General features: G+C 66.1%; 13 protein-coding genes. 3 read left to right on the top strand and 10 right to left on the bottom strand.

All coding sequences use genetic code 11. The features are described from left to right. Positions 1–13: 13 nt before the first annotated feature. From Q0996_RS00865 to hydA, 5 genes are all read right to left on the bottom strand, one after another. Positions 14–955: an ABC transporter permease gene (locus tag Q0996_RS00865; RefSeq protein WP_299615029.1), complete on the bottom strand. Its 942-nt coding sequence runs from the start codon at positions 953–955 to the stop codon at positions 14–16. Positions 956–958: 3 nt separating this feature from the next. Then, on the bottom strand, positions 959–2,008 hold the full coding sequence (locus tag Q0996_RS00860; protein WP_299615027.1) for an ABC transporter permease: 1,050 nt from the start codon (positions 2,006–2,008) through the stop codon (positions 959–961). Continuing rightward, positions 1,998–3,569: an ABC transporter ATP-binding protein gene (locus Q0996_RS00855; protein ID WP_299615025.1), complete on the bottom strand. Its 1,572-nt coding sequence runs from the start codon at positions 3,567–3,569 to the stop codon at positions 1,998–2,000. The genes Q0996_RS00860 and Q0996_RS00855 overlap by 11 nt, the downstream gene beginning before the upstream one ends. Before the next feature lie 99 nt (positions 3,570–3,668). After that, entirely contained in the window at positions 3,669–4,688 is a 1,020-nt protein-coding gene (locus Q0996_RS00850; protein WP_299615023.1) for a BMP family protein, read from the bottom strand. Positions 4,689–4,781: 93 nt separating this feature from the next. Beyond that, positions 4,782–6,224 carry a dihydropyrimidinase gene (hydA, locus tag Q0996_RS00845; RefSeq protein WP_299615021.1) on the bottom strand — a complete coding sequence of 481 codons (1,443 nt, stop codon included), beginning with the start codon at positions 6,222–6,224 and terminating at the stop codon, positions 4,782–4,784. Between the two features lie 363 nt (positions 6,225–6,587). Between hydA and Q0996_RS00840 the strand changes: the two genes are divergently transcribed. From Q0996_RS00840 to Q0996_RS00830, 3 genes are all read left to right on the top strand, one after another. Continuing rightward, the gene (locus Q0996_RS00840) at positions 6,588–7,451 is read left to right on the top strand and encodes a nitrilase-related carbon-nitrogen hydrolase (RefSeq protein ID WP_299615019.1); all 864 of its coding nucleotides are present in this window, start codon (positions 6,588–6,590) and stop codon (positions 7,449–7,451) included. Positions 7,452–7,514: 63 nt separating this feature from the next. Then, complete coding sequence (locus Q0996_RS00835) at positions 7,515–7,937, top strand: DUF4399 domain-containing protein (protein ID WP_299615017.1); 423 nt, start codon at positions 7,515–7,517, stop codon at positions 7,935–7,937. 253 nt (positions 7,938–8,190) lie between these two features. Further along, positions 8,191–9,987, top strand: coding sequence for a radical SAM protein (locus Q0996_RS00830; protein WP_299615015.1), 1,797 nt, complete (start codon positions 8,191–8,193; stop codon positions 9,985–9,987). A gap of 54 nt (positions 9,988–10,041) precedes the next feature. Here the strand turns inward: Q0996_RS00830 and Q0996_RS00825 are convergent, their stop codons facing one another. From Q0996_RS00825 to Q0996_RS00805, 5 genes are all read right to left on the bottom strand, one after another. Beyond that, complete coding sequence (locus tag Q0996_RS00825; protein WP_299615013.1) at positions 10,042–13,107, bottom strand: VanZ family protein; 3,066 nt, start codon at positions 13,105–13,107, stop codon at positions 10,042–10,044. A 348-nt stretch (positions 13,108–13,455) separates the two neighbouring features. Next, entirely contained in the window at positions 13,456–14,754 is a 1,299-nt protein-coding gene (locus Q0996_RS00820) for an FGGY-family carbohydrate kinase (protein WP_322096618.1), read from the bottom strand. Next, positions 14,755–15,216, bottom strand: a complete 462-nt coding sequence (locus Q0996_RS00815) for an RpiB/LacA/LacB family sugar-phosphate isomerase (protein WP_299615011.1) — start codon at positions 15,214–15,216, stop codon at positions 14,755–14,757. It lies immediately after the preceding gene. A gap of 23 nt (positions 15,217–15,239) precedes the next feature. After that, positions 15,240–16,298: a glycerol-3-phosphate dehydrogenase gene (locus Q0996_RS00810; protein ID WP_299615008.1), complete on the bottom strand. Its 1,059-nt coding sequence runs from the start codon at positions 16,296–16,298 to the stop codon at positions 15,240–15,242. After that, positions 16,298–17,365: an ABC transporter ATP-binding protein gene (locus Q0996_RS00805; RefSeq protein WP_299615005.1), complete on the bottom strand. Its 1,068-nt coding sequence runs from the start codon at positions 17,363–17,365 to the stop codon at positions 16,298–16,300. Before Q0996_RS00805 ends, Q0996_RS00810 begins: the two co-directional genes overlap by 1 nt. Between the last annotated feature and the right edge of the window lie 13 nt (positions 17,366–17,378).

Here is a 17,378-nt window from a genome sequence, read left to right as displayed (position 1 = left end):
CTCTCTGTGGTCTCTAGCGCTCGCCTTTGCGGAAGGGGACCAGCAGCGCCTTGGGGTAGGCCGCCCGCCGCGACATGACGATCATCGCCAGGATGGAGAGAACATAGGGCATCATCAGATAGAACTGATAGGGGATAAAGGCGGAGGAGGCCTGCTGCACGCGGATCTGCAGGGCCTCGAAGGCGGCGAAGAGCAGCGCGCCGAGGAGGGCCTTGCCGGGCCGCCAGGAGGCGAAGATCACCAGGGCGATGCAGATCCAGCCGCGGCCGTTGATCATGCCGATGTAGAAGGCATCGAAGACGGAGATGGTGAAAAAGGCGCCGCCGATGGCCATCAGGGCGCTGCCCAGCATGACGGCGGCGGTGCGCAGGCGGTGGACGTCGATGCCCTGGGCCTCCACCGCCATGGGGTTCTCCCCCACCATGCGCACCGCCAGGCCGAGGGGCGTGCGGTAGAGGCCGTAGGCGACGGCGGGGACCAGCAGGAAAGCGAGGTAGGTGAGGGGGCTCTGGGTGAACAGCACCTCCCCCAGGAACGGCAGCTCCGACAGGCCCGGGACGGGATAGGGCGCGAAGGGTTCGATCTTCGGCGGGGTGGTCACGTCCGGCAGCATCATGCGAAAGGCGAAGTAGCTGAGGGCCGAGGCCAGCAGCGTGATGCCGATGCCGGTGACATGCTGGGAGAGGCCGAGATAGACGCTGAAGCCGGCGTGCAGCCAGCCGAAGAGGGCCCCGAAGACCGCGGCCACCAGCACCGCCGACCAGAGGTCTCCGCCCTGGTAGACCCACATCCAGGCGGTCATGGCCCCCAGGGTCATGATGCCCTCGATGCCGAGATTGAGCACGCCGGCGCGCTCGCAGATCAGCTCCCCCAGGGTGCCGAAGATCAGCGGCGTGGCCATGCGCACCAGCGCGGCCCAGAAGCCCAGCGAGACGAAGATCTCCAGGATGTCCATTCGCTAGCCCCAGCGCGGCCGGTAGCGGACGAAGAGGACGGAGGCCAGCACCAGCAGCAGCGCCGTGGCCGTCAGCACGTCGGCCAGGTAGTTGGAGATGGACATGGCGCGGCTCATGGCATCGGCGCCGTTGTAAATGGCGGCGACGAAGATGGCCGAGGCGATCACCCCCAGGGGGTGGAGTCCGGCCAGCATGGCAACGGCGATGCCGGTGTAGCCGAAGCCCGGCGAGATATCGAGGGTGAGGTAACCTTTCAGGCCGGCCAGCTCGCAGACCCCGGCCATGCCGGCGAGGCCGCCGGAGAGGAGGGCCGTGCGCAGCACCGTGGCGCCCAGGGGAATGCCGGCGAAGCGGGCCGCCTCCGGATTGTTGCCGACGGCGCGGATCTCGAAGCCCCATTTCGAATAGCGGATGAAGGCCCAGGCGGCGACGGCGAAGACCAGGGCCCAGATCAGGCCGGCGTGGAGGCGGGTGCGAGGAATGAGCGGTGCCAGCACCCCCTCGTCGATGATCGGCGCCGCCTGTGGCCAGCCCATGGCCAGCGGGTCCTTCCAGGGGCCGAAGAGCAGGTAGTTGGCGAACAGCAGCACCACGAAGTTCAGCAGCAGGGTGGTCACCACCTCGTCGACCTTCAGGTGGAGCTTCAGGAAGACCGGCAGCAGCAGGAGCAGACCGCCTGCGACCGCACCGACGAAGAACAGAAGCGGGATCATGAGCACCGGCGGCAGGGTGATCAGACCGGTGCCGAAGTAGGTGACCGCCAGCGCCCCGGCATAGAGCTGGCCCTCTCCGCCGATGTTCCACAGCTTGGCGCGGAAGGCGACGGCGGCGGCCAGCCCGGTGAAGATCAGCGGGGCCGCGCGGGTGAGGGTCTCGCTGAGGGCGAAGACCGAGCCGAAGGCGCCCTTCAGCAGCGCGCCGTAGGCGGCGAAGACCGGCGCGCCGGCCCAGAGGATCAAGAGGGCGCAGAACAGGAAGGAGAGCGCCAGGGCCGCCAGCGGCGCGGCGACGTTCAGCCACAGCGGAACCTGGGTGCGCGGTTCAAACCGCATGGGCCGCTCCGGCGCTTTCGCCGCCCGCCGCGCTGTGGCCAGCCATCATCAGGCCGAGGGTCCGCATGTCCGCGTCCTCCACCGCCATGGGCGCGCTCAGCCGCCCGTGGTAGAGCACCGCCACCCGGTCCGACATCTGCAACAGCTCTTCCAGATCCTCGGAGATCAGCAGGATGCCGGCGCCGGCGGCCCGCGCCTCGAACAGCAGCCGCTGCACCGCGGCCGCGGCACCCACGTCCAGCCCCCGGGTCGGCTGGTTGGCCAGGATGACCCGCGGTTTCTCGCTCAAGACCCGGGCCAGGATCACCTTCTGCATATTGCCGCCGGAGAGGCTGCGGGTCGTCGTGCCGGGCGCCGCCCCGCGGATGTCGAAGGACTCGATCATGCCCTCGGCATTGCGGCGCACCGCCTGGCCCTTCAAGGCGCCGAGATTGGAGAACCGCCGGTCCCCGTAGGCCTCGAGGATCAGGTTCTCCTCTACCGAGAAATCGCCGACGACCCCGCTGGCATGGCGGTCTTCGGGAATGCGGCCCACACCGCGGGCCACCATGGCCGAGGGCGCCGCCGCAATGACGGCTTCCCCCAGGACCTCGAGATTGCCTTCCTCCGGCACGGCAAGCCCGCTGACCAGGTCGGCCAGGGCCGCCTGTCCGTTGCCGGAAACGCCGGCGATGCCGAGGATTTCATTGGCGCGCAGCGCCAGATCGAGCTGTTGCAGAAGCGGCTGACCCTCACCGTTGCGCAGGCTGACGCCGGTCATCGTCAGGACCGGGTCCCCCGGCGCCAGGGGCGCGCGCTGCGGCAACTCCACGGCACGCCCGACCATGGCCTCGGCAAGCTGCTCGCGGGAGGCGTCGGCGATGGGGAAGTCGGCCACCAGCCGGCCCTGCCGCAGCACCGCGACCCGGTCGGCGACGGCCATGACCTCATTCAGCTTGTGGGAGATGAAGATGATGGAGAGTCCCTCGGCCACCATGGCCTTCAGGGTAGCGAAGAAGGTTTCGACCTCCTGCGGCGTCAGTACCGCCGTCGGCTCGTCCAGAATCAGGACGCGGGCGCCGCGGTAGAGCGCTTTCAGGATCTCGACGCGCTGGCGTTCGCCGACGGAAAGGTCGCGCACCAGGCGCTGCGGGTCGACCTTTAGGCCGAAGCGAGCACTCAGGTCGCCGATCCGCTCCCGCGCGGCGCGGCTGTTCTGCTTCGCACCCCAGAGCGGTTCGGTGCCGAGGACGATGTTGTCGAGCACCGTGAGGTTCTCACCGAGGGTGAAGTGCTGATGCACCATGCCGATGCCGGCGGCGATCGCTTCCCGCGGCGAGCCGCCGGCCAGCGGAGCACCGAAGACCGCGATCTCTCCTTCGTCGGCGACGTAGTGGCCGAAGAGGATGTTCATCAGGGTGGTCTTACCGGCGCCGTTCTCGCCCAGCAGCGCCAGGATTTCGCCAGCCTGCAGCTCCAGGGAAATGCCGTCGTTCGCCACCAGGGCGCCGAAGCGCTTGGTGACCGCGTTCAGCCGCAGGACTGCGTCACCGCCTGACGGACTCTTTGCTGCTGCCGGCACCACCGCTCTCCCCCAAGACCGGAACCGTCATCCACGGGTGCAAGGTGAACGGGGCGGCTCCTCGAGACCGCCCCGCCTGTTCACCAGCCCGGAAAGGCTTCAGAACGTCGACTTGGGTTCGTCGTCGTTGGTCTGCACCACGAAGTCCCCGGCCTTGATCTGCTGAGCCAGGCTATCGATCTTGGCCTTGGTTTCAGCCGGGATCTTGTCCTCGAACTCGTAGAAGGGCGAGAGGGAAGCGCCGCCGGCCTTCATCATCGTCCATTCCTTGTAGTCCTCGGCCCTAAAGGTGCCGGCCTTCACCTGGGCGATGGCGTAATCGATGGCCGGCTCCATGTGCCAGAGCGCGGAGGCCACCACCACGTCGGTGCCGTTCTCCAGCTTGTTCATGTCGTTGACGTTGCCGAAGGCGACGATGCCCTTCTCGCGGGCCGCATCGACCACGCCGGCACGCTCGGCATAGAGCACGTCCACCCCGGACTCCACCTGGGCGAAGGCGAACTCCTTGGCCTTCGGCGGGTCGTACCAGGACCCGATGAAGGAGACCTTGAACTCGACATCGGGATTGACCGAACGGGCGCCTTCCATGAAGGCGTGGAACAGGCGGTTCACCTCACCGATGGGATAGCCGCCCACCATGCCGATCTTGTTGGACTTGGTCATGGTGCCGGCGACCACGCCCATGAGGTAGCAGGGCTCGTGGATCCAGTTGTCGAAGACCGAGAAGTTCTTGCCGTGTGGGCCGCCGGGGTCGCCCATGAGAAAAGCGATGTCGGGATAGTCGTCGGCCACCTTGCGGGCCTCGCGGCTGATGCCGAAGGCCTCCCCCACCACCAGGTCGACGCCGCTTTCGGCATATTCGCGCAACACCCGCACGTAATCTGTGTTGGGAACCTTTTCCGAGAAGCTGTAGTCGATGTCGCCGCGCTCCTTGGCCGCGGTGAGGGCGCGGTGCAGGGTGCCGACCCACTTCTGTTGGATCGGGACCGTATAGATCCCGGCCACCTTCAGCTTTTCGGCCTGTGCCTCGCCCGCCGGCAGGCCCAAAGCCGCCGCCGCGACCAGCGCCAGCGCGCCCGCCCGCAGGACGGCGCGGCGGCCGAAAGCGAGCCCCTTCAACAGCCCAATACCTCTCACGTTCTGAGTCCTCATTCCCCAAGCTCCCCTGTCTATTGAATTCGTTCGCCGCGACGCGCGGCCACCCATCCGAAGTTACATGCGGTTCACCGCCGAGGGCGCCTTGGCCTCGCGCTGGCGGTTCACGGCGTCGTAGTAGGGCGCGAAGGTCGGGCGTTCGACATAGCGCCCGGCGCCCCGCTCGGTGCGGACGTCGCCGTCCTGATAGACCACCTTGCCCTGGCTGATGGTGACCGTGTTGATGCCTTTCACGGTCATCCCCTCGAAGATGTTGAAGTCCACGTTCTGGTGATGTGTGTCCTTGGAGATGGTGCGCTCCTTCTCCGGGTCCCAGATCGCAATGTCGGCATCGGCGCCCACGGAGATGGAGCCCTTGCGCGGATAGATGTTGAAGATCTTGGCCGCGTTGGTCGACGTGATGGCGACGAACTCGCTCACCGTGAGCCGGCCTGAGTTGACCCCGTGGTGCCAGAGCACGTGCATGCGGTCTTCCACGCCGCCGGTGCCATTGGGGATCTGGGTGAAGTTGTTGTGGCCCATGCGCTTCTGCGGTGAACAGAAGCAGCAGTGATCGGTGGCGGTGGTCTGAAGCATACCCGCCTGCAGGCCGCGCCACAGCGCCTCCTGATGCTCCTTCGGGCGGAACGGCGGGCTCATGACGTGGGCCGCCGCGTAGTCCCAGTCGGGGTGGCGGTAGACCTCGTCGTTGACCAGCAGATGCCCCGCCAGCACCTCGCCGAAGACCCGCTGGCCCTCATTGCGGGCGCGGGTGATGGCCTGCAGCGATTCGATGCAGGAGTTGTGGACGATGTAGAGCGGCACGTCGAGCACCTGGGCAACGCGGATGGCGCGGTTCGCCGCCTCGCCCTCCACCTCCGGCGGGCGGGAGAGGGGGTGGCCCTCCGGCCCGGTGATGCCGCTCTTCAGGATCTCGTGCTGCAGGTGGTAGACCAGCTCGCCGTTCTCGGCGTGGACGGTGCAGATGGCCCCGAGTTCGCGCGCCCGGGTGAAGGAGTTCACCAGCACCTCGTCGTCGCACATGATGGCGCCCTTGTAGGCCATGAAGTGCTTGAAGGAATTCACCCCGTATTCGGTGGTCAGCGTCTCCATGGCGGCATGGACAGTCTCGTCCCACCAGGTGATGGCGACGTGGAAGGAGTAGTCGCCGGCCGCCTTTTCCGCCCAGCCGCGCCAAGTGTGATAGGCCTCCATGATGTCCTGCTGGGGGCTGGGGATCACGAAGTCGATGATCATCGTCGTGCCGCCCACCATGCCGGCGGTGGTGCCGGAGAAAAAGTCCTCCGAGGCGACGGTGCCCATGAAGGGCAGCTCCATATGGGTGTGGGGGTCGATCCCGCCGGGCATCACGTAGCCGCCGCCGGCGTCGATGACCTCGGCCTCGCCAGAGGCTTCCAGGTTCTCCCCGATGGCGACGATCTTGTCCCCCTCGGTCAGCACATCGGCCCGAAAGGAGTGGTCCGCCGTGACCACGGTGCCGCCTCTGATCAAGATCGCCATGTCGGATGTCCCTCCTGTTGCCACACCCGGGCGGCGCCGTCGGAAGCCGCCCATCGGCTGCCTTTTCTCGCGGCCCTTCGGCCAAGGCAGCTCGTTTTCCCTGTCGGACGCCTGGGCTGAATCCGGCCTCTCCGCCATCTTCAGAAAGCTGTCCGTTTGGTCAATTTTGCACCATGTCGCAGCGCGATGCGAGTCCGCTTTTGACCCGCCAAGCCCTTTTCCTTCCTGGATTAGCCGCCCACAAACAGCTTGCCCGCGACTCCCCGCTTGCTAGACTTCCTGACCAATTGGTCAAACCGTCGATCTGCGGTTGCGGTGCCGGCCAGACTCGTCGGGAAGCAAACAACAGGGGAGCCCAAGGCGATGGCGAACGTGCGTGCTGGCCTCATCCAGATGGCCCTGAAGGCCGATACCGGCGACAGCCCGGAGGCGATCCGCGACAAGATGAACGAGGCGCACCTGCCGCTGATCGACGAGGCGGGGTCCAAGGGCGTGCAGATCCTCTGCCTGCAGGAGGTCTTCAACCAGCCCTACTTCTGCCCCAGCCAGGACGTGAAGTGGTACGGCGCGGCGGAGAAAGTGCCCGACGGCCCGACGGTCAGCCTGATGAAGGAGTATGCCAAAAAACACTCCATGGTCATCGTCGTGCCCATCTACGAGGAGGACATCACCGGCGTCTACTACAACACTGCCGCAGTGATCGACGCCGACGGCAGTTATCTCGGCAAGTACCGCAAGTCCCACATTCCCCAGGTCGCCGGCTTCTACGAGAAGTTCTTCTTCAAGCCCGGCAATTCCGGCTGGCCGATGTTCCAGACCGCTTATTGCAAGCTGGGGGTCTACATCTGCTACGACCGGCATTTCCCGGAGGGCTGGCGCGCCCTGGCGCTCAGCGGGGCGGAGTACATTGTCAATCCCTCGGCCACCGTCGCCGGCCTCAGCCAGTATCTCTGGAAGCTGGAGCAGCCTGCCTCGGCGGTCGCCAACGGCTGCTACATCGGCGCTGTGAACCGCGTCGGCACCGAAGCGCCCTGGAACATCGGCAAGTTTTACGGCTCCAGCTATGTGGTGAACCCGCGCGGCGAATTCCTGGTTGAAGCGGGCGAGGATCAGGATGAACTTGTGGTTGCCGACATGGACATGGAGATGGTGCGCGAGGTCCGCAATCTTTGGCAGTTCTTCCGCGACCGCCGGCCGGAAGCTTACAATTCCCTGACCGCGATCTAGTTATCGAAAGCCAGAGGGCCCCCGTGAGGCCCCAACCGCCGAAACGAAGAGGGAGGGAAAACGATGCGTATCCCCGTATTGGCTGGAGCTTTGATACTCGCCCTGAGCCCCGCATTGGCGGGGGAAACCCCGGCACCTGAGGGCGCCAAGGTCTATTTCATCGGCCTTGAGGACGGCCAGACGGTGAGTTCTCCCGTCACCATTCGGTTCGGCCTTTCCGGCATGGGCGTGGCCCCCGCCGGCGTCGACGACAAGCCCAACACCGGCCATCACCACCTGATCATCAACGAGCGGATCGAGGGGGAGGAGCTGAACGAGCCCATTCCCGCCGACGACCAGCACGTGCACTTCGGCGGCGGCCAGACCGAGACCACCATCGAGCTGCCGCCCGGGACTCACACGCTGCAGCTCGTTCTGGCGGACTGGAGCCACATTCCCCACGATCCGCCGGTAATGTCCGAGCGGATCACCGTGACCGTCAAGTAGCCGCGAGAAAGGCCGCTGGCCAGCCGTACGGCGGATCGGGGGTGTTGAGAGGCCGGCGACTCGGGACTCCCAGATCTGGAGCATCTCCTCAGGATACGGCTTCACAACCTGAGCTTTTCCGACAGAGCCTCAGGAATTGTCGGCTTTGCACGGGATCCGGCCGTCAATGGGCTTGATCCCCCGGCATATCGCTATATTTTGCGGGCAAAATACGGTAATTCTGACTGCTCTGCTTGGTTGTTGGAGAGGCTGAATGAGCGCAAACGGCTGCAAACAGCGTTTCGTCATCGAACTGATCAAGCCGTCGCACTATGACGACGACGGCTACGTGATCCAGTGGGCCAAGGCCTGGGTGCCCTCCAACACGCTGTCCAGCCTTTACGGCATCACCCTGGACGTGATGGAGCGCAAGCTCCTGGGTCCGGACGTCGAGGTCGAACTCAACGCCTACGATGAAACCAACACCATCCTCCCGATCAAGGACATCATCGCCCGGATGACCACGCCCGGGGTGAAGGGTATCGTCTGCCTGGTGGGCGTGCAGTCCAACCAGTTCCCGCGCGCCATGGATCTCGCCAAGCAGTTCCGGGCCAAGGGGCTTCAGGTCGCCATCGGCGGCTTCCATCCCAGCGGCTGTCTGTCCATGCTGCCGGAACTGCCACCGGACCTGCAGGAGGCTTTGGACCTCGGCATCTCGCTCTACGCGGGCGAGGGGGAGGGGCGGCTGCACCTCTTCTATCTGGACGCCCTCAATGAAGAGCTGAAGCCGATCTACAACTACATGAACGACCTGCCGGGGATCGACAACCAGCCGACCCCCTACCTGCCGGAGTCCCTGGTGCGGCGCTACGGCGGCTCAGTCGCCTGTTTCGATGCCGGGCGCGGCTGTCCCTTCCAGTGCAGTTTCTGCACCATCATCAACGTGCAGGGCCGCAAGTCCCGCTTCCGCGAGGCCGACGACGTCGAGCGGCTGGTGCGCGCCAATATCGAGCAGGGCATCAACCGCTTTTTCATCACCGACGACAACTTCGCCCGCAACAAGAACTGGGAGGCGATCTTCGACCGCCTGGGCGATCTGAAGGAAGAGACCGGATTGCCGTTCTCGATCATCATTCAGGTCGACACCCTCTGCCACAAGATCAAGGACTTCGTGCCCAAGGCCAAAAGGGCCGGGGTGGCGCGGGTGTTCATCGGGCTGGAGAACATCAATCCCGACAACCTGATGGCGGCCAAGAAGCGGCAGAACCGGATCACCGAATACCGGCTGATGCTGCAGGAGTGGCGGAATCACCAGATCCTGACCTATGCCGGCTACATCCTGGGCTTCCCGGCCGACACGCCGGAGAAAATCGCCCACGATATCGAGGTCATCAAGCGCGAGCTGCCCATCGACATCCTGGAGTTCTTCTGCCTGACCCCGCTGCCGGGCTCGGAGGACCACAAGAACCTCTACATGAAGGGCGTCCCCATGGACCCCGACATGAACATCTACGATCTGGAGCACGTCTGCACCGGCCATTCGCTGATGACCAAGGACGAGTGGCAGGGCATCTACAACAAGGCCTGGGAGCTCTACTACTCGGACGACCACCTGGAGACCCTGATGAAGCGGATGGTGGTCAGCGGCAACAAGCCGGAGCGCATCTGGGCCCATGCCCTGCAGTTCGCCGGCTGCATCCGCTTCGAGAAGGTGCATCCGCTGCAGGGCGGCTACTTCCGCCGCAAGGTCCGCACCCAGCGCCGCTCCACCCTGCCGCTGGAATCGCCGCTGGTCTTCTACCCCCGGCGGGTCTGGGAGGCGGTTTCGACCTATGGCCCCTTCGCCTGGTATGCCATCAGGCTTTGGTTCAAGTGCCAGCGGATCAAGCGCGATCCCGCCACCAAGTCCTACACCGACCTGGCGCTGACGCCGGTGACCGACCACGGCGAAGACGAGTCCCTGGAGATGTTCGCCCATACCGAGGCCGCCCAGGCCGCGGTCGCCAAAGCGCAGAAAGAGTCTGCCGCGCGCGAGAAGCGGGCGAAGGAACCGGTGGCCGCGGCGGAGTAGCCCCGGAAGCGATCCAGCCTTCGCGACACTGAGGCTCAGGGCGCCTCAGCCTTTCTAACGCAGCTCGAAGCGGATGGGATTGGTGTAGGCCATCAGGTCCGGGCCGCCGTCGACATCGAGGCGAACGCGCGCCCGCACGTAGCAGCTCTTGCCGTCGGCACCGGCGGCTGCCGGCTCGAAAACCGTAATCGCCGCGGCGGCGCCCGGTTCGATCTGTTCGACCGCCAGCATCTCGGTCTCTCCCGTCTTGCAGTTGCCGATAAACTCGGCCTGAAGCGCCTGGCCGTTGCTGCCCGGACCGCGGCGCAGGGACACGCGGGCGAGGATCGAGCTGGCCTGACCGCCGAGATTGACGATGGAACTGGCATAGACGGGGGCGGGCAGGCCGGCCACCTCGGCAGACAGCGACAGCCCGCGCAGGATCTGGCCGTGATCGGCCCAGAAGGTACCGGCCCGAAGCGCCCTGAGGACGGCATCGTAGGTGACCTCGGGCGCGGCGATATGGGTCCGCGCGAAGGCGCAGGGAGCCTTGTCGAGGTTCGCATTGTGATAGTCGGAGCTGGCGATCGCGGCCCAGAGCTGGTGGCCTTCGGAAAGCAGCACATCCCAGGTACCACCGACCTCCGCAACCGCGGGGTCCCAGCGGTCAATGGTCAAATTGTTTCTTCCGTAGCTTCCGATCCGGCGCGCATTCTGGTGCCCGGGCGCGCCGGCAAAGCCGATGAAGACCGGCGCATCGGCGTTCCAGCGCAGGATGTCGTTGTAGTTCTCCTCCCAATCCCGGTCCTTGCGGCTGGGGTGGTTGTAGATCATGACGAGGTTGTGGCCGCGCCGGAGGTAAGAGGCGGCGAGTTCCAGGACCCCATCGTCGGAGGCCTTCGTTCCCGACTCGCGCCGGGCCTTCTTGATCGCGGACTCCGCGGCATCGCGCATCCGCGGCAGGATTTCGTCCTCCATTTGCGGGGTGACGATGATGTTGGCGTGCTCCCGCCCACCATAGGACGGCATGTTGAGCTCCACCCCGCCGAACAGCAGAAAGGCCTGGTGCTTTTTCCGCATATCTCTGAAATCGCGAAGCTGACGCTCGCTCACCGTTCCGGTGGTGTCGGTGCGGACCCGCAACGGCCCGTCGCCGCCGGAATCCGAGTGGTCGGTAATCGCCAGCGCATCACAGCCGCCGTCGCGCGCCAGTGCGACCAGTTCGGCGACCGTCAATCGCCCGTCGGAATACTTGGTGTGGCTGTGATGGTCGAAGATGATACCGGCGTCCCGGCCGGCCCAGGGGACGGCGGAAACGATATGCGGCCCGCGCACGCTGGGCGCCTCTTCGCCCGTGATCAGCAGCCCCATTGTCGCGACGGCGCCCAGCGACAGAACGACGAGGAAGAACATTGGCACGGCCGACCGCATCGCACCCGGACGGGCGCCCACAGCCTGTCGGGCCATGTGGTGGCGGGTCGCAGCGTTCCGCGACGGCCGCCGGCGCGCGGACTCGGCGCGCCCGGCGGCGGGCTCGGGGTCCTGGCTGCCATAGGGGGATTGCTCAATGAACCCGGCAAAAAGGTGGCGGATGGTTCGGGACGTACTGCGACCCTTGTCCTCGGCCAGGATGGTGATCGCCCGGAACTGCCGACGCTCGACGGCGATGGGCCGCCTGGTCCAGACCGACCGCGTCTCGCCTTCGTTGCCGTCCTGCTCGCGCTCCGCAGCCAAGCGCTGCAGGATGCGGTCGCGCAGGGCAGTCAGCGAGCCTGGCGCCTCATCGCCGCCGCTGCCGCCGTCCTCGTCTTTCAGCATCAGGTCGATGATCTGCCGGCAGCCTTCCGAGAACTCGACTCCCCCTTCCCGTGCGAAGCGGTCGAGGAAGCGGGCGGTGGGTCGGCGAAGATTGACACTCACATCGACCAATTCGGCATCCGCTTCGACTGGCCGCTGCGCAAGTTTAGCCGGGGCCGGGCGCGGTTCGGGCGGCGGCTCCGCAACCGGTTCCACGGAAAGCTCCTCCCGGCGTTTGAGCGCCACCATGGTGAACGCGGCGAGGACCAGCAGCAGCGGATCGGTCACCTCCGGCGTGTGGCGGGCGAAATACGTCTGGGCGAACTCGATGAGGGAGATGACGGCGACCCCGATCAAGATGCCGGCGACCTGATTCATCCGCGTCTGCCACAAGAGATAGACCAGGCTTCCGTAAAGGAAGACCTTCTCGCAGATCGCCAGGACGTTGACATACATCGAACCGCCCAACAGGCCTTGAAACGGCAGCCAATTGAAGGTCATCGGCTGGGCGTTCATGGTGAAGGGCGCCAGCCCCGCGGCCACCAACATGACGCAGAGCAGCGCCGACAGGCCCGCCGCCTGCCAGGACGCGGTCTGCAGCAGACCCCACCACAGCGCCAACGCCAGAACCGCCCCGGCCACGTTCGACGCATGGACGACATTGGCGACGATCAGGACCTCAAGCGTGAAGGAGACGAGAATCAGGACCGGCAGGTAGTTGTCCCAGTTCGCGCCCCGTCGCATGCGCTGCATCAAGGCGGCGATCACCAACCAGGCGACGGTGTCGTGAAAGGTCTTCACAATGTCGATCTGCGGTTCCAGAAACAGGGGTTTCAGGCTGTCCTTGATCAGCGCGAAGTCGAGGGAGGGGACAAAGGGGACGAGGCGATAGATCAGCCAGCTGCCGATCAGCAGCGCCGGAATGAGGGTGCCGCGCTCCACCCGAAAGGCAGATTGCAGGATCAGTCTGTGGGTCGCCGCCCCGAGCAGCAGTCCAACAACGATACCGACGAAATTCCAGCCGACATCCTGCAAACTCTCGTTACGGGACGGCAGATAGATCTGGGCGATCTGAACGGCCAGGGCCAGGATCGTGCCGGCGAGACAGACGTTCCAGGCCCGTCCCAGCAGGGAGGCGCCGTCCCTGGCCGAGACGATCCCAAGAAACCCGAAGGGGATGAAAAGAACTGCGTTGCCCAGGATGTCGCCGCGCAGAGCCGCATGACAGCACGACGCCAGGAACCTCTGGATCGTGCGGGGATCCAGGGTCTGGGCTTCGAAATTGAAGGGGTAAAGCGACCCGTAGACGATCACCGCCGCGAAGCCCAGCCAGAGCTTGTTCATCGCTTGCCTGTTCCAGCGGCCGCCACTGTCTCACGTCGTCTCAGCGGCTCTCTTCGAAGACGGTGTGAATGGATCGACTGCACCAAAGCTCGCACCACAGGGTTTCTTGCCTCTGACCGGCGGGACCAGACGGACCCTCAGCAGGCGCAGCCGCAGGCCCGGCGGCCAGGCTGAAACACCAGCGACGCCAGGGGGTTGTCCGGATACGCGACCACCTCACGGCCATCGGATTCCACGGATTGGAGACTAGAGCACTGCGATTCCAGAATCTATCCATTGAAGCGCCGGCAAAGCGTGTAGCGCGACGTGGTTAACATTCGGAAAACCTGCCTTGGCGGCACGCTGTGCCTAGGCCGCGCCCTTACCCTCGTAACCCAGGCGGGCGAGCCGCGCCGAGCCGTAGGCAGCCTCCGTATTGGCCGCCACCGTCACGGGGACACCCAAGGTTCGCTCGCGGATACGGGTCCAGGCCGGATTTCTGGCGCCGCCGCCGACGGTGAGCACGTGAGAGACCGGGGTTGCGCCCAACGCGGCCAGGCGGTCGAAAGCCGCCTTCTCGATCCCGGCAATGCCTTCCAGTAGGCCTTGCAGAAAGGTCGCCGCGTCGTTCGGCCGCGGGGACAGGCGCGCCGCCATCTGGGGGTCGGCGACAGGAAAGCGCTCACCCGGCGCCGGCAGCGGGTAATAGTCGAGACCCGTCGGCACCTCGGGTTTGAGCGCGGGGGTTAAACGCTCGATCTCCTCGGCCGAGAAGTGCGCGGCGATGGCCGCGCCCCCGCTGTTGCTGGCGCCTCCGGCAAGCCAATGGCCGAGCAGCCGGTGGCTGTAGACCCCGTAGGCCGGCGCGAAGACCGGGTCCTTGGAGACCAGCTTGATGGTCAGGGTGCTGCCCAGGGAGGTGACGGCGGTCCCCGGAATAAAGCTTCCGGCTGCCAGAAAGGCGGCATTGCCGTCCGTGGTGCCGTGCACGACCAGACAATCCGCCGGCAGGCCATAGCGGGCCGCGACCTCGGCCGCAAGCGGGCCGAGAGGCGCACCCGGCGGCGCGACCCGCGGCAGGATCGAGGCATCGAAATCAAGATCCTTCAGCCATGACGGCCATTTTCTTTCAATGAGATCGAAGCCGAGTTTGAGACAATTGTTGAAATCGCTGGCACCCAACACCCCGGTCAGCTTGGCGGCGATCCAGTCCGCCTGGTGGAGGGCGTAGGCGGCTTTCGACGGGTCCACCTCGTCGAGCAGTGCCAGCAGCCGGGCGAGGGCGCCACCGGTGCCCCGCGCCATGCTGTCCGCCGGTGCAATGCGGTCGATCCGCGCGCCGGCTTCCACGGCACCCTGGTCGTTGTACATGCGCGCCGGCGCGAGCGGTTCCCCGTCCTCGTCGCAGAGCAGGATAGTGCCGGAGGTTCCATCGACGCAGAGGGCCACCACCGTCTCCAGGGCCGCCTCCTCGCGCAGGCTGAGCAGGAGATGCTCGATAGCCTCCCACCACAGCCGGGCGTCCTGGCGCACCGCGTTGCCGTCGCGGTCCGGGGTGGGGAGGGGTTGCTGGACCTGGGCGACGATCTGGTCCTGGGCGTCGGTTAGGACGGCGCGGACGCCGCTTGTGCCCAGGTCGATCCCGATATAGCAGGGGCTGGGCAGCACCTAACGGTCGAGCGCCTCGAGCTTGGCGACCTTCGGTGCCGAACGGCCGCCCTGGAATTCGTTCTCCAGATAGATGTCGGTCAGCATCCGGGCCACGGACGTGCCGATGATCTGGGCGCCGAAGGTGATGACCTGGGCGTTGTTGGAGGCGATGGCGCGCTCGGCGGTATAGGGATCCATGACGCAGACCGCCCGCACGCCGGGCACCTTGTTGGCGGCGATGGCCATGCCGGCGCCGGTGCCGCAGACCAGAATGCCCCGCTCGAACTCGCCGGCGGCCAGACGGCGGGCCAGGTCGGCGCCGATGTCGGGATAGTCGACCGGGGCCTCATCCTCCACCCCGATGTCGACGACCGTCAGACCACGGCCTTCGAGATGCGCTTTGAGGTCGTTCTTCAGGCCAAGGCCGAGGTGGTCGCAGCCGAGGCCAACGGTCTTGGCATGGATGTCGGATTCGCTCATGGATCTGCGTCTCCCTGGACTCACTATACGAAGGCAATGGACTCGAAATCGAGGGCCAGCGGGCGACCGTCCCGGATGGCGGCGATCAGGGCCCGGGTCATCGGGTAGTCGCCGGGCGCCAGCCGCCCCGCGGCGAAGGCATTCTCCAGCGGTCCGGCCAGTGCCAGGGCCGTGTCGGCGCCCTCCAGCGTCTCGCCCGACAGAGGGCCGGTCAGGGCGGCGTCGAGGGCCATCCCTTCGCCGAGGAGGAAGCCGAGGCGGCTGTTGCGCCCGCCGCCGGCGGTGACGTGGAGATCGCCGAGGCCGGCCAGCCCGTAGGCGGTTTCCGGCCGGCCGCCGAACCAGCCGGTCAGCCCCGCCATCTCCCTCACCGCCTGGCTGAAAGCCGCCGAGGCCGGGTTCAGAGCGCGCGGCTTGTGGGGCTGCGGGTTGTGCTCGGGGTGGCGGGTCCACATGGCGCTGACGGCGATGGCCAGGAGGTTCTTCAAGGCGGCACAGACCTCCACGCCCTCCAGGTCGTCGCTGAGCGACACACGATAATATGGTGTCTGCAAGAGCCCTTTCAGCGTCTCAAGCAGCGCCGGGTCTGCGCCGGCATAGACCACCGCCGTCGGCTGCCGGTCGGCCAGTTCCTTGGCGATGCAGGGTCCGCCGATCCCCGCGACCATGCGCTCGCTCAGCCCCTGGCCCGCCAGGGCGGCGGCGATCTCTGCCGCAAAGCTGCGCAGGCCGCCATCCCAGGGCTGCAGTCCCTTGGTGAGCAGGGCGATGGGCCGCGGCTCCAGCATCCGTTTGCGCAGCGTTTCGATGGCCCAGCCGACGCCGGGGCTCGAGACGCCCAGGAGCACCACCTCGGCGGCGCGCAGGGCCTCGGGGTCAAGCTCTTCGATGCCGATCGCTGTGATCTGCGCCGGCAGCGGCGCCTTCAGTTTGGGGTGGGCAGCGCTGTCGACCTTCAGCGCCTTGATGATCTCTTCATCCAGATGGGTTCCGACCAAGGTGACTCGATGCCCGTTGTCGGCGGCGGGCACCGTCATGGCGCTGCCCATCACACCGGCGCCGAGGATCAGCAGATTGGCCATCAATCGATCCGCCGCTCGCTCGCCGCGTCGAAGAAATGCAGGGTCGCGGGATCGATGCTGAGGCCGCAGACCTCGCCGGGCCGGGCTTTGACCCGCCCTTGGGAGACGGCGCGGATCTCATGGCCGTCGAGGCTGAGCAGCAGGTGCGATTCCGCACCGGTACTCTCCACCAGAATGACTTCGGCCTTCACCGGTCCGTCGGCACTCACCGAGAGATCGACCGGCCGCACGCCGCAGATCACCGCCTGACCCGGCGCGGCGGCGCTGTGCTGGGGCAGGGGCAGGGTCATGCCAGCCGCGCGGAACACCGGCGCCCCGCCATCGCCCTGGACCTCACCATGCAGGAAATTGATCGATGGCGAGCCGATGAAGTCGGCCACGAAGCAGTTGGCCGGCCGGTCGTAGATTTCCTCCGGCGTGCCGAGCTGTTCGATATTGCCGTCGCGCATGACGACGATCTCGTCGGCCATGGTCATGGCCTCGATCTGGTCGTGGGTCACATAGATCGTCGTGGTCTGCAGGCGGTCGTGCAGCCGGCGGATCTCATAGCGCATCTGGCCGCGCAGCTTGGCATCCAGGTTCGATAGCGGCTCGTCGAAGAGGAAAACCTGGGGATGCCGCACCAGGGCGCGGCCCATGGCCACGCGCTGGCGCTGGCCACCGGAGAGTTCCTTAGGGTAGCGCCCCAGATAGGGCGTGAGGTTCAGCAGCTCCGCCGCCCAGGCCACCTGCTGCTTGATCTCGTCTTTCGAGTGGCCGCGCACCTGGAGAGAAAAGGCAATGTTGTCGTAGACCTTCAGGGTCGGATAGAGGGCGTAGTTCTGAAACACCATGGCGATGTCGCGGTTGCGCGGATGGACCTCGTTCATCCGTTCGCCGCCGATACGGATTTCCCCTTCGACAATAGTCTCCAGGCCGGCGGTCATGCGCAGCAGCGTGGTCTTGCCGCAGCCGGAGGGACCCAGCAGGACCACGAACTTCTGATCGCTGATGGTGAAGGAGATGTCGGCCATCACGCGCACCGCGCCGAAGCTCTTCCCGACGTTCTCGTATTCGACCGATGCCATCTGCCGTCTTTCG

Origin of the sequence: Pelagibius sp. (assembly GCF_028289705.1) — a bacterium.
Lineage (GTDB): Bacteria > Pseudomonadota > Alphaproteobacteria > Kiloniellales > Kiloniellaceae > Pelagibius.
Note: the sequence above shows the minus strand (reverse complement) of the source record. Positions and strands in the feature narration are given on the sequence as shown.